The organism is Streptomyces sp. CG4 (assembly GCF_041080655.1).
Classification (GTDB): Bacteria; Actinomycetota; Actinomycetes; order Streptomycetales; family Streptomycetaceae; genus Streptomyces.
Map to the genome: position 1 here is coordinate 9,929,613 of NZ_CP163525.1, position 12,739 is coordinate 9,942,351.

The window sequence follows — 12,739 nt, forward strand, 5'->3', positions numbered from 1 at the left end:
GCGCGAGAGGTGGGCGAACTGGTCCGGGTAGGGCTGCCAGGAAGCGGGATCCACGAAGACGGTCGTGCCCGTGGAGCGGGAGACGCCGTGCAGCGGCAACGCGATCAGGCTGCCGAACCGAAAGCTGCCCTTGGCCTTGACCGGCTGGAAGTCCTGCGCAGGGAAGAAGCGGTCGTAGCTGGACAGCGCCATCTGCCCGCGGGCGTCGATCGCCCGTCGCAGCAGGGCTATGCCGAGCGCGCGGGCCGTGGCGGCGGCGACCGGTGCGGTGAAGAACGTCCACACGTGCGCGCCCTTCCCGGAGCGGGAAATCTCCAGCAGGGCCGGCACATCGGCGTCGTCGCAGGCAGCGACGTACGCGGTGGCGTCGCCGCGCCAGTCGCTGCCGTCCTTGCCGTCGAAGTCGCACGCGAGCAGTCGGCAGGTATCGTCGGCCAGTAGCGGGTACAGGCCGATGTGCAGTTCGCTGCGACCCTGACGGGACGGGTCGAGGTGGCCGTAGACGGTCTCGTCGGTCAGCGGCCAGAACACCCGGTCCGCCTCGTCCTTGGCCTTGTCGAACGGGTTGTCCTCTGCCGGACTCCAACCGGTCCGCCCGGTTCTGGAGCTAACCCAGCGCCTCGCGTAGACGTCCTCCCGTCCGGCGAACAATATCCGGAACAGCGCGATCTTCGCCGCGGTACCGGAGGTAGCGTCGGCGTACGGCAGTCCGCCAACACCGACGGCGGGCTGGGCGGGGACGGGGTCGGCCACGGGCGGCAGCGCCGCGGGCACCGTGGGGGCGCTCTTGCCCAGGCACGCACGTAGGTGCACGTTCTCGGCCTTGACCTGAGCGAGTTCCTCGCGGAGCTCCGCGTTCTCCTGCAGAGCTACATCGAGCCGGATACGCAGTTCGTCAGGGTCATTGCAGTCAGACCAGTCCACCACGCCACTCGTGATCCAGATTCCTCGCGGCCCGCGCAGGCAGATCGCCCAGATTCACCGCCGCTCACGCACGCGGGGTATCGCAGCTCCGCCGACTTCTCTTACGCGTCGGCTGCGGAGCGATCACCCGAACGAGGCTGATGCGCGCGGAAGTTCCAGCAGCAGCCGTATCCCTCGGTTTGTAAATCGCTTCTTAGAGGTCGTTTTCTCCCGTTGTTTCATCCCGGAATCTGTCGTTTGGTCTGCAGTGTCGGGTCGCGCCAGGAGATGGTGTTCTCGCCGGTGAGGCGGCGGGCCATGAGGTCGGCCATGGCGAGGTGAATCATGGCTTCGGAGCGGACGGACAGGGTCTCGTAGTCACGGGCCAGTCGGCGGTGGAGCATCAGCCAGCCGTAGGTCCGCTCGGCTGCCCAGCGTTTCGGGATCGGGGTGAATCCCCTGGTCCCGGGGTTGCGTTGAGTGATTTCCATGTCAATGCCGAGGGTGGCCGCGTGCTCGACGAGGTGCTGGCGGTAGCCGCCGTCGCCCCACACCTTGCGGATGCCGGGGTGTTCGGCAGCGACCTGGTCCAGGAGTCTGGTGCCGGCGACGGAGTCCTGCACGCTCGCCGCTGTGACCAGCACGGCAAGCAGGAGACCGATGGTGTCGGTGACGATGTTCCGCTTCCTGCCCACGATCTTCTTCCCGGCGTCGATGCCCTGGCCGGCGGCGGGGACGCTGGTGGAGGTCTTGACGCTCTGGGCGTCGATCACACAGGCCGATGGCTCGGCATCCCGCCCCTCCTTCTCCCGGAGAAGCTGCCGGAGCAAGCCGTTGAGCTGCGCGAACACGCCCTCGTCCGCGCACTTGGCGAAGTAGCCGTAGACCGTGTTCCAGTGTGGAAAATCGTGCGGGAGACAGCGCCACTGAACGCCGGTCCGGCCCACGTACAAGATCGCGTTCATGATGTCGCGCAGATCGTGCTCGGGCGGCCGGCCGAAGTCCAGGGCCCTGCCGCGGCGCTCGAAGCGCCAGGCCGAGAGCACCGGCTCGATCAACTCCCAGCGCGCATCGGACAGATCACTCGGATGCGGGCGTCGCGTCAGCATGCTTCCGGCGTATCGCCGCAGATCGAGTGCGCCCAGGCGCACAGCAGCGGCGACGGAAGCACACAGCCAGGAAGACCGGACGTCCTGGGATGAGACAGGAACAAGCCACATCCCACCCCACCAGTCACCCCGCCCAGCACACAAGCGCCGACCACATCCCGCTACCTCTTCCGCACCGCAATCCCACACTCCAAGAACCGCCCTATATCCAGGCAATACAGATGAAAACGACCTCTTAGGGGACGTTTGGTTCGTATAGTTCATTGGTGATTGCGGTTTATGTATCTCGCCAGGTTGGGGTGGTTTCGCCGGTTGCGCGTTTGGCGAGGGTGGAGATCGCCGCGAGGCGGATCATGCTCTCGGAGTGCGCTGGTTTGGTCTCGTAGTCGCGGGCGAGCCGGCGATGCATCATGATCCACCCCAGGCTCCGCTCAATCGCCCAAGCACACTGCGCTTATGGATAGCGGTAGTTCGTTAAATCCGGTGGCGGTGCGGGTTGACGGCAGGTCGGATTGGCCGTAGGTCGGGTGGTAGGGGTCAACAAGTTCAACCGCCTTGCTGGGGGCTGAAGATGACTGCTCGCCGCCCGTGTCCGCCCGCGCCGGGGCCGTTGGAAGAGTACGCGGCCCGGTTCGACGACCTCTTCTTCAGCCTGGCCCAGCGGCGGGGGTTTCGCGAGTACCTGACCGGACTGCTGGCGCCGCGGGAGCGGAACAAGACGATCACCTGCCTGGCAGGTGCGGAGCCGGTGGCGGGTGCGGGGATGCCGGGGGTGCAGCGGCTGCAGTTCTTCCTGTCCGAGTCGCCTTGGGAGGCCGAGCAGGTCAACGACCGGCGGCTCGAGCTGCTGCGCGAGCAGCCGGCGACGGCTCCGCACGACGGCGGGGTCATCGTGATCGACGATTCCGGGGACCGCAAGGACGGCACGGCGACCGCGCATGTCGGCAGGCAGTGGCTGGGCCGGCTGGGCAAGACGGACAACGGCATCGTCACGGTGACCACGGTGTGGACCGACGGCCGCGTGTACTACCCGCTGCACGCGACTCCCTATACCCCCGCCCATCACTTCGACCGCGGCCGGTCCGATCCGGCCTTCCGCACGAAACCGCAGCTGGCCGCCGCCCTCGCGGCCCGCGGGAAGGAGGCGGGCTTCGGCTGCCGCGCGGTGGTCGCCGACTGCGCCTACTCCGTCAGCGACGACTGGTACCTCGCCCTGCGCGAAGCCGGCCTGGCCTACGTGGTCGCGCTCAAGCCGCACCGCGGCACCTGGGCTCGGGCCGACCAGCCGCACACCCCCATCGAAGCCGCCCATGCCCTGGCCTGGAAGGATGCCAGGCGTCCAGGCGACTGGACACCCGTTGAGCGTCACTTCCGCGACGGGCACACCGAGACCTGGTGGGCCGCCGATGCCCGCCTGGGCGGCTACGGACCCGACTCACCCTGCCGGCTGGTCGTGGCCACCACCGACCCGGCAGGCCTGCCGGAGAAGGCCACCTGGTATCTGGCCACCAACCTGCCCCACCCCGACGCCCCGCACGCCACCACCGGCCCGCACCCGCCGGCCGACCTCGCCGAGATCGTCCGCCTCTACGGACTGCGGCCCTGGATCGAGCAGAGCTACAAACAGATCAAGGACGAACTCGGCTGGGCCGACTTCCAAGTCCGCTCCGACCGAGCCATCCGCCGCCACCAGACCCTGGTCAACTGCGCCTTCTCCTTCTGCTGGGACCAGTGGTTCACCCCCGGACCCCTGGATGCCACCGCGCCCGACCCGTGCCCCGACGAGGGCCCAGAGAGGGGGCCAAGCCTTACCCCACCAGCCCCAACAGCCCTGCTGGCCCAGGGCCTTACGGGCCATCCGCTCCTGGCTCACCCCAGCCATCACCCTCACCCGATGGTGGCGAGCCTGGACGGACACGGACCCACCCTCCGAGCTCCAGGCGCTGATCAACGCGGTCACCACAGGACACGGCATTGACCTCTATCTCCGGATTTAACGTACTACCGATAGTCAAAGCAGGACGGGGACGCCGATAATCGGTCGTGAGGGTCTGCAGCGGCTGGCCGCTGTGGCCCATCGGTTGCGGGGCCGGATCAGCGACGAGGGGAACGAGTCGGCATGTCCGACGACAGTGACGTCGGCCCCAGACAACAGTGCGGGTGGTGCCGGACGAGCAGGTGTGGGCTTCGCTGCCGGAAGCGAACCGGCGGGTGGTCGTCGGGCAGTTGGTGCGGCTGGCGAGCCGCGCGTTGGCGGTCTCCGTGACGGTGAGTGAACGGGACGCGCGATGACCTCGGTGATGCCGTGGGAGCGTCCTGGCAGCAAGATCGACGATCGTCACCTGCAGCGTCTTGCGGTGGTCTATGTCCGGCAGTCGACGCGCCAGCAGTTGGTCGATCACCAGGAGTCGACCCGGTTGCAGTACGCCCTGGTCGACAGGGCGGTCGCGCTGGGCTGGCCGGCCGACCGTGTCCTGGTGATCGACGAGGACCTGGGCAGATCGGGCTCGAGCGCGGGGGCACGCACCGGCTTCCAGCGCCTGGTCACCGAGATCGGCTTGGATCACGTCGGTCTCGTGTTGGGGATCGAGATGTCCCGGCTGGCCCGTTCCGGCCGGGACTGGTACCAGCTGATCGAGCTGTGTGCCCTGTCGGGTGCGGTGCTGGCGGACACTGACGGGGTCTACGACCCGGGCGAGTACAACGACCGGCTGCTGCTGGGGCTGAAGGGCACGATGAGCGAGGCCGAACTCCACCTGATCAAGCAGCGGATGTGGAGCGGACGCCTGAACAAGGCCCGCCGCGGCGAGCTGGCCTTCCCGCTGCCCAGCGGCTACGTCCGTCGCCCGTCCGGGGAGGTCGCCTTCGACCCGGACGAGCAGGTGCAGACCGTCATCCGCCTGATCTTCACCGTTCGAACGGCTCGGCACGCTGCACGCAGTGCTTCGCTATCTCGTCGAGAACGACATCCAGTTGGGCGTCCGGCTGCGCGAGGGACCGGACAAGGGCACCCTGGAGTGGCGAAGGCCGAACCGGATGACGCTGCAAACCCTGCTGCACAACCCCGCCTATGCCGGCATCTACGCCTACGGGCGGCGCCGGGTCGACTCGCGCCGCCAGGACCCGGCCCGCCCCGGCACCGGACGGGTCGTCCGCTCCCGGGACGGATGGCATGTGATGATCCCGAACGTCCTGCCCGCCTACATCACCATCGCCCAGTTCGAGGCGAACGAGGCGAAGCTGGCGGCCAACCGCGCCGTCGCCGAAGCGATGGGCTCTGTCCGGGGCGGCCCGCCCTCGCGACGGGCCTGGTCTTTTGCGGACGCTGCAACAGGCGCATGACCATGCGCTACCACACGCAGCACAGCAAGGCCCTGCCCGAGTACGTGTGCTGCCGGGACGCGACCAACTACGGAGCGCAGAAGAACTGCCAACTGCTCAACTCCGCCTGCGTGGACGCCTTCGTCGAGCAACAGGTCCTCGCAGCGCTGACGCCCGCCGCCGTCGAGGTGTCCCTGCACGCCTCCGACCAGGTCCTGGCCGAGCGGGCCGAGCTGGAGCGACTGTGGTCACTGCGACTCGAACGCGCCGCGCAGGCGGCCGACCGCGCCCGCCGCAGCCACCACCTCGCCGAACCGGAGAACCGCCTGGTCGTCCGGCAACTGGAGAAGGAGTGGGAGGACGCGCTCGCCGCCCAGCAGCGGCTCCAGGAGGAGTACGACCGCTTCACCTGCAGCAGCCCCCGCACCCTCACCTCGGCCGAGCGGGAGACCATCACCGCTCTGGCCGGTGATATCGAGGGCCTGTGGCACGCGCAGAGCACCACACCCGCCGACCGCAAAGAGATCGTACGCGCGGTCGTCGACAAGGTCGTCGTCACCGTGCTCGGCACCAGCGAGCGAGTCCAGGTCGCCATCGTCTGGGTCGGCGGAACCACGACCATGGGCGAGGTCGTCCGCCCGGTCCAGCGGCTGGAACAGCTCAGCTACTACCCGCAGCTGACCACTCGGATCCGCGAACTCGCAGGCCAGGGCATCGGCGCGAGCAGGATCGTCGACCACCTCGAAGCCGAGGGCTTTCGACCCGCCAAGGGCGGCAAGCGGATCTCCGCAGCCACCGTCCACGACCTCATGCGCCGCCTGGACTGCCTCGCCGGCCGCGTTCACCGGCACCGCCCCGCCCCACCCGGCGAGGAACCCGGCCCCGACGAATGGTGGCTCAAACACCTGGCCGCCGAGCTCGACATGACGACCTCCACCCTCTACGCCTGGATCAACCGCGGATGGATCACCGTCCGCCGGGAAAGCTGCTGGCCACACAGGCTCATCGCCCACGCCGACCAGCGAGAGCTCGCCGAACTGCGCGAACGCCGGACACGTCCGCCAGGCTGGTACAGCCACCGAATCTGGACCGACACCGCAGGGACCACAGAGCAACAGACTCCATGAGTGCACTGTGCTTGACATCTGCCAAGCACACTGCACCTATGAATGGGTATCAAGTAGGTGATGTGCCAGTAATCGGACGTGAGGGGCTGTTGCGGCTGGTCGCGGTGGTCGAGCGGCTGCGGGCTCGTCAAGGTGAAGAGGAGAGCGAGTCGTCGTGGACGACGCAGGGGGCGGCTGCCCCAGAGCCTGACCAGTCAGGGCCTGGGCGCGGAAGTGTGGGCGGGGCTGCCGGAGGTGAACCGGCTGCTGGCGGTGCGATGGCTGGCGGTGTTGGCGGGCCGGGCTCTGCCGGACATGGCTCCGTCGGTGAGCGGTGAGGCGTACCGGTCATGACGGTGCTGATGCCGTGGGAGCGGTCGGGGAGCAAGGTGAGCGACCGGCAGCTGACCAGGCTCGCGGTCGTGTATGTGCGGCAGTCCAGCATGCAGCAGGTCGCGGATCATCAGGAGTCGACGCGGTTGCAGTACGCGCTGGTGGACAGGGCGGTCGCGCTGGGCTGGCCTGCCTCGCGGGTGGTGGTGATCGATGAGGACCTGGGTCGTTCCGGGGCGAGTGCGGTCGCACGCTCGGGGTTCCAGCGCCTGGTCACCGAGATCGGGCTGGACCATGTCGGCCTGGTGCTGGGCATCGAGATGTCTCGCCTGGCACGATCGGGGAAGGACTGGTACCAGCGCATCGAGTTGTGCGCCCTGTCCGGTGCGCTGCTGGCGGACACCGACGGGGTCTACGACCCAGCGGAGCACAATGACCGGTTGCTGCTGGGACTGAAGGGGACGATGGCCGAGGCCGAACTCCATCTGATCAAGCAGCGCATGCAGACCGGGCGGGTGAGCAAGGCCCGCCGCGGAGAACTGGCCGTGCCGCTGCCGATCGGCTACGTGCGCCGGCCGTCCGGCGAGGCGGTCCTCGACCCGGACGAGCAGGCACAGACCGTGGTGCGGCTGGTCTTCACGAAGTTCGCCGAGCTCGGCACCCTGCATGCGGTGCTGCGCTGGCTGGTCGAGCACGGGATCGAACTGCCCGTGAGGTTACGCCGGGGCCCGGACAAGGGCGAGCTGGAGTGGCGGCGGCCGAACCGGATGACGCTGCAGTGCATGCTGCACAGTCCGGTCTATGCCGGGATCTACGCCTACGGGCGCCGCAGGGTCGAGCACCGCCGGCAGCAACCGGGGCGCCCCTCCACGGGCAGGGTGGTGCGCGGTGAGGAGGAGTGGCTGGTGTTCATCCCCGACGCCCTGCCCGCCTACATCACCGTCGAGCAGTACCGGGCCAACCTGGCTCGGCTTCAGGCCAACGCTGCCCGGGCCGAGGCCCCCGGCACGGTCCGCAGCGGCCCCGCGCTGCTGGCCGGGCTGGTGCGCTGCGGTCGCTGCGGCAAGCGCATGACCGTGCGCTATCACCAGCAGGCGGGCGGCACCCGCCCCGACTACGTGTGCGCCCGGCAGATGACCGACTACGGGGCCGGCGACCGTTGCCAGGCACTGAACGGGGCCTGCGTGGACGCCTTCGTGACCGCCCATGTCCTGGCCGCGCTGGCCCCGGCCGCGCTTGAGGTCTCTTTACGTGCGGCCGAGCATGTCCTGGCCGAACGGGCCGAGCTCGAGAAGATCTGGTCCCAGCGGCTGGAACGCGTTGCGATCAGCGTCGACCGGGCCCGGCGCTGTTACCGCCTTGCCGAGCCCGAGAACCGCCTGGTCGTACGGCAGTTAGAAAAGGACTGGGAACAGGCCCTTGTCGCCCAGCAGACCCTGCAGGAGGAGTACGACCGCTTCACCCTGACCCGTCCGCGCACCCTCACTGCCGCCGAGCAGCAGGCCATCACCGCGCTCGCCGGCGACATCGAAGGCTTGTGGAGTGCACCGACGACAACCACCACCGATCGCAAAGAAATCATCCGCGCGCTCGTGGAGCAGGTCACCGTCACCGTGCTGGGCACCAGCGAACGGGTCACCGTCACCATCACCTGGGCCGGCGGCCAGACCACCACCGACGAGACCGCCCGCCCCGTCGCCCTCCTGCAACAGCTCAGCTACTTCCCGCAGATCAAGGAACGTGTCCGCGAGCTGGCCGGACAGGGACACCGCCCCGAGGCGATCGCCCGGCGCCTGCACGCAGAGGGCTTCCGCCCGGCCCGAGGACGCGGGAACCGGATCAGCGCCACCGCGGTCAAGGAGATCCTGCGCGAACTCGGCTGCCTGCAGCCGCCCGCCCGCACCCGGTCGGCCCCGCCACCCGGCGAAGAACCCGGCCGCGATGAATGGTGGCTGGAAGACCTCGCCGCAGAACTCGACATGCCTGCAGTCACCCTCTACTCGTGGATCTACCGCGGCTGGGTGAACGCCCGCAAAGAGTCCCGGCGCCCCTACCGCTGGATCCTCCACGCCGGACCCACCCAACTCGCCGAACTCCGCGAGCGACGCACCCGCCCGCCCGGCTGGTACACCCGACTCCGCTGGACCGACACCGAACCACCCCTCCCGGCCCAAGACGGAGATCAAACAGCCAGTTCCCATTTATGGGAGTGCACTGTGGTTGACACATCTCGACCTGTCGGGTAGGTGCGGCGCATTGCTGCGCCGCACCCCCTCAGAACCGGACGGGCGGCGTTAACCGCATCCGGCTCAAGCAGGCCCTGAAGGCCCACGGGCAGCCAGAATGGCTGGTCACCGTGGTTCACTGCCGCCGCGTCAGCGGTGGCAGTGAACGTGGGTGAGTCGGAAGGCGACGGGATCGTCGGACTGGCTTCCGTCCGGTTCGACAGTGAGCGCGTTCGCGCGTACCGCCGTCCGGATTGCCCGCAGCCACTGCTCCCATTCCTGGGGGCTCTGCGGCTGCTGGTCGGCGTGCAGGAGAGGACTTCCGCAGAGCGGGCACCGGCCGTGCTGCCTTTGGAGCAGACGTAGCAGGCGCGGGCTGAGCGGGGGCTTGTTCCTGCGTCGCCGCGAGGCCCAGTACTCGGTCAGCGCCGGGTCGTCCACGGACGCCCCTTTGATGACGAGTTGATGTCTGACGATCCGGGTCCAGGCGAACTTGGTGAGATAGCGGCCGCTCTCGCGGTCACCGAACACCCACCGGTCCTGCCGGGACTCGTTGAACCGGCCGAAGTACCGGGAGGTCACCCAGCCGTTCGGCTTGTTCGGGTGTGTGTGCCGGGCCCACTTGTAGACCAGCCTCCACACGTGGTTGTCCAGCGAGGTGAACACCTCGCTGGAGACCACTCCCGAAAGTAGGCAGCCCAGCCCCGGATGATCGGGTTGAGCTTGGCGATCACCGCCGCCGCATTCTGGCCCCGAAGGGCCAGCACTTCAGCGGTGAGCCGTGCCCGGATCCGTCGCACGGATGCCTTGCTCGGCTTGATCAGGAGCATGCCGTGGTAGCGGCGGACGGTGAAGCCCAGGAAGTCGCAGCCCTCGTCGAGGTGCGCGATGCGCGTCTTGTCCTCGTTGAAGGCCAGACCCCGGGGCCTGAGCCACCGGGCGAGCCGCTCCTTGACCTGCTGGGCCTCGTCACGGCTGTGACAGAGCACCACCAGGTCGTCGGCGTACCTGATCAAAGTCGGTGAGCCCACTGCCAGTTCACCGGCGCGGGGACCGGTGGGGCGGTAGTGGACTCCGGCAGCCTCTTCCATTCCATGCAGGGCCACGTTCATCAGCGCAGGGGAGATGATCCCGCCTTGCGGGACCCCCTCCTCGGTCGGGGCGAGAACACCACGGTCGAGCACTCCCGCCTTGAGCCACTGCTCGACCAGCCCCCGAGCGGGGAACTGTCCGATAGCAGCCAGAAGGCGATCATGGTCGATGCGGTCGAACGCCGCTGCCAGGTCCGCGTCAAGGACCCACTGCCGCTTCGGGCTCTTGCCCTTGGCGGCCAGGAAGATCGCTCCGATCGCGTCATGGCAGCCACGGCCGGGCCGAAATCCGTAGGACCTCGGCTCGAACCGAGCCTCCCACTCAGGTTCCAACGCGTTCAGCGCCACGGCTTGAAGACACCGGTCGATGATCACGGGAATTCCTAGGCCGCGCTGACGGCCGTTGGCCTTGGGGATATAGACCCGCCTGACGGGCAAGGGCCGCCATGGGGCTGCCCGGAGCTGCACCCAGTCGGCCAGTTCGGCCTTTCCCTGGGGCAGAAGGACAACCCGTCCGTCGATCCCTGCTGTCTTGCGGCCAGCGTTGATCTCCGTCACCCGCCGCACGCTCACCAGCGTGTTCGAGCGGGAACGGAGCATCAGTTTCTGGAGATTGCGGACCTTCTTGAGGTCCCCTGCCTGTGATGCCGTGAAGATCCGCTGCCTCAGACGCCGTACTTCGTCCTCCGCGCCCTGCCAGTCGATCGACTGCCAGTCGGTGAAGTCGTCCTCAGGTCCGTTCGCCGTGACGGCACTGTCGTCCTGGACGGTGTCCGCCACGGGAGATGTTGTCGCCACGGTGTCCAACTTGTCCTTCGGTTCCAGCGTTGATGGTCATCGAGTCCGCACAGGCCCACCTGACCCACGTCAGCACCCTTTCGGGTCCGGGCAGAGCCCGTATCCGGCCGGTTATGCGGGGCGACCAGCGGAGGTGCTGGCCGTCTGCCCCGGTTTCCCGCCGCCTTTCGGTGACCGGCATTGGCTTCTTGGGTCATCCTGTGCCCGCTGGGGAGTTGGGCCTTCCTCACGGTCGGCTGACCGGACGCTTGCGTGTCCGGACCCCAACGGGGTTTCCACGTTCCACACGAGTGAGATACGACCGGGGTGGGTGCCCCCTAAACTCCGGGACGGCGATGCTCTCCCGGCTGACGTTGGGGCTTCAGCCGGCGCCTGCCGCTTCTCAGCGGCCAGTCCTGCACCCCGCTGGAGCAATCCATCGGCGGGGCCCACGATCACGAAGCATCATCAGGGGTTCACTTGCGTTCACCCGTCCGGTCTTCCCCTTGCCTGTGACTCCCGGATGGCACGGGGGTTCTTGGGCTTCTCCTTCGAGCTTCGCACCCCGCCGTTACCGGCGACGCACGTCGAAGTGGGGACGGGCCTTGAGCACTGGCCCGGAACTACGCTGTCGACATCAAGTCGAGCCTCCGATCAGGTAATTCACTCAATCTCGTGCGACTTCGTGTCGCACCCCAGCGTTCGCGGTAGAGCGCGGCCAGTTGCCGGGCCGGATGGCGTCGGGCGTTCAGCAAAGTGGTGACCAGGCGGTAGCCGTCGGCTGCGCCCTCCACGGCCCGGTCCTTGAGCTGGTAGGCCAGGACCCGGACGGTGACCGGCTCGCTTCGGGAGGGGCCGCTGCTCGCCCTCATCGGTGAGAGTCATGACCCGTCCCGGAACTGCTTCATCACCGGCAGGACGCGGTTGGCGGGCACCCGCCACAGCAGATCGGCGCCGGTGGCGGTGAAGGCCCGCCACAACGGGACACCGAGGAACTCACGGTCGGCCAGGACAAGCCGGCCCGGGCCGAGTGAACGCGGCAGGCGGCCGACCAGGGTGACTTCCCCGGTGCGGCAGCCGGCGAGTTCCGCGTCCAGCACCGCGTGGCCGCCCACCTCCACCAAAGCAGCCATCCGCACCTGCACAAACGCGCTCCTGCCCAACCCGCGGCCGCTGCCCGGACGTCCGAAGGCGGCGTCGTTGGCTTCGCTGTCCGCGACGTCCCAGCAGGTCCCGTCCACTGCCAGCAGCCGCAGGCCCCTGCCAGAACGCGCCGGGAGTCGTCTCGGTGGCCATCGGCTTGGCGGTCGTGGCGAACAGCACCCGCAAGGGGCTCACAGCCCAGCCGCTGCCGGGCCCGGAACAGCGACGACTTCGCCGGCACATGCCAGCCGCCCAGCAGGCCCTGGCCCCGCAGCCCCTCCACCAGGTGCCGCATCACTTCCAGATACGGAGCCGGAGAGAACAACGCCAGCCCCAGCACGAAGTACACCACCAGCCGCGCGGGAAGCAGCCGCCTGCGTTGCTCGACGCACCCGCAAGCCGCGACCACCCGATCCACCAACCCCGGCGGATACACCCAGGTCAACAGCCCCAGGCCCGATAACTCAGACACGCGTGCAGACACCCGAACCACTCCCTGGGACCACTACCCAGGAACCTACGCCCGAGGCCTAAAACAACGGCATGACTCTGCTGGTGATCTTCTGGGGTGCTGACGGGAGGGCCGTGGGATGCTTCGCTATGGGTGTGCGGGGTGGCCTCGGGTCTGGGGTGTGGGTGCGGTGTCGTTACGACCTAGGAATTTTCAGCGGATCCCGGCAAGGACGCTGCGGACAGCGCGGGCGGCGTGCCCGAAGGGCACCCCAGCAATG

The 12,739-nt window shown here is 68.3% G+C and carries 9 protein-coding genes and 4 pseudogenes; 7 read left to right on the forward strand and 6 right to left on the reverse strand.

Annotation, left to right across the window (positions count from 1 at the left end; all coding sequences use genetic code 11):
* The first annotated feature begins 87 nt into the window (after window positions 1–87).
* On the forward strand, window positions 88–441 hold the full coding sequence (locus AB5L52_RS45175) for a hypothetical protein (RefSeq protein WP_351578458.1): 354 nt from the start codon (window positions 88–90) through the stop codon (window positions 439–441).
* A gap of 701 nt (window positions 442–1,142) precedes the next feature.
* Here AB5L52_RS45175 and AB5L52_RS45180 read toward each other — a convergent pair.
* Entirely contained in the window at window positions 1,143–2,012 is an 870-nt protein-coding gene (locus tag AB5L52_RS45180; protein ID WP_369368771.1) for an IS5 family transposase, read from the reverse strand.
* 277 nt (window positions 2,013–2,289) lie between these two features.
* Window positions 2,290–2,454 (reverse strand): annotated as a pseudogene (locus AB5L52_RS45185) (IS5/IS1182 family transposase); the annotation flags it as partial.
* Between the two features lie 168 nt (window positions 2,455–2,622).
* Here AB5L52_RS45185 and AB5L52_RS45190 point away from each other — a divergent pair.
* From AB5L52_RS45190 to AB5L52_RS45215, 6 genes and pseudogenes are all read left to right on the forward strand, one after another.
* Window positions 2,623–3,990 carry an IS701 family transposase gene (locus AB5L52_RS45190; RefSeq protein ID WP_369362616.1) on the forward strand — a complete coding sequence of 456 codons (1,368 nt, stop codon included), beginning with the start codon at window positions 2,623–2,625 and terminating at the stop codon, window positions 3,988–3,990.
* 185 nt (window positions 3,991–4,175) lie between these two features.
* Window positions 4,176–4,304: a hypothetical protein gene (locus tag AB5L52_RS45195; RefSeq protein WP_351580196.1), complete on the forward strand. Its 129-nt coding sequence runs from the start codon at window positions 4,176–4,178 to the stop codon at window positions 4,302–4,304.
* A gap of 8 nt (window positions 4,305–4,312) precedes the next feature.
* Window positions 4,313–4,762, forward strand: a pseudogene (locus tag AB5L52_RS45200) (recombinase family protein); the annotation flags it as partial.
* A gap of 190 nt (window positions 4,763–4,952) precedes the next feature.
* Window positions 4,953–5,354 carry a recombinase family protein gene (locus AB5L52_RS45205; RefSeq protein ID WP_351580204.1) on the forward strand — a complete coding sequence of 134 codons (402 nt, stop codon included), beginning with the start codon at window positions 4,953–4,955 and terminating at the stop codon, window positions 5,352–5,354.
* Window positions 5,351–6,460, forward strand: coding sequence for a hypothetical protein (locus AB5L52_RS45210; RefSeq protein ID WP_351580201.1), 1,110 nt, complete (start codon window positions 5,351–5,353; stop codon window positions 6,458–6,460). Before AB5L52_RS45205 ends, AB5L52_RS45210 begins: the two co-directional genes overlap by 4 nt.
* A 329-nt stretch (window positions 6,461–6,789) precedes the next feature.
* Window positions 6,790–9,018 carry a recombinase family protein gene (locus tag AB5L52_RS45215; protein WP_369368772.1) on the forward strand — a complete coding sequence of 743 codons (2,229 nt, stop codon included), beginning with the start codon at window positions 6,790–6,792 and terminating at the stop codon, window positions 9,016–9,018.
* A gap of 129 nt (window positions 9,019–9,147) precedes the next feature.
* Here the strand turns inward: AB5L52_RS45215 and ltrA are convergent.
* From ltrA to AB5L52_RS45235, 4 genes and pseudogenes are all read right to left on the reverse strand, one after another.
* Window positions 9,148–10,886: pseudogene (gene ltrA / locus AB5L52_RS45220) on the reverse strand (group II intron reverse transcriptase/maturase).
* 602 nt (window positions 10,887–11,488) lie between these two features.
* Window positions 11,489–11,737: a hypothetical protein gene (locus tag AB5L52_RS45225; protein WP_351580185.1), complete on the reverse strand. Its 249-nt coding sequence runs from the start codon at window positions 11,735–11,737 to the stop codon at window positions 11,489–11,491.
* A 9-nt stretch (window positions 11,738–11,746) separates the two neighbouring features.
* Window positions 11,747–12,121, reverse strand: a complete 375-nt coding sequence (locus tag AB5L52_RS45230; protein WP_369369082.1) for a transposase — start codon at window positions 12,119–12,121, stop codon at window positions 11,747–11,749.
* Between the two features lie 80 nt (window positions 12,122–12,201).
* Window positions 12,202–12,501 (reverse strand): annotated as a pseudogene (locus AB5L52_RS45235) (transposase domain-containing protein); the annotation flags it as partial.
* Between the last annotated feature and the right edge of the window lie 238 nt (window positions 12,502–12,739).

Excerpts from the sequence above, each read along its gene's own strand:
- AB5L52_RS45180 (WP_369368771.1), bottom strand. The coding sequence starts at position 2,012 with ATGCTGACGCGACGCCCGCATCCGAGTGATCTGTCCGATGCGCGCTGG.
- AB5L52_RS45210 (WP_351580201.1), top strand. The coding sequence starts at position 5,351 with ATGACCATGCGCTACCACACGCAGCACAGCAAGGCCCTGCCCGAGTAC.
- AB5L52_RS45215 (WP_369368772.1), top strand. The coding sequence starts at position 6,790 with ATGACGGTGCTGATGCCGTGGGAGCGGTCGGGGAGCAAGGTGAGCGAC.
- AB5L52_RS45225 (WP_351580185.1), bottom strand. The coding sequence starts at position 11,737 with ATGAGGGCGAGCAGCGGCCCCTCCCGAAGCGAGCCGGTCACCGTCCGG.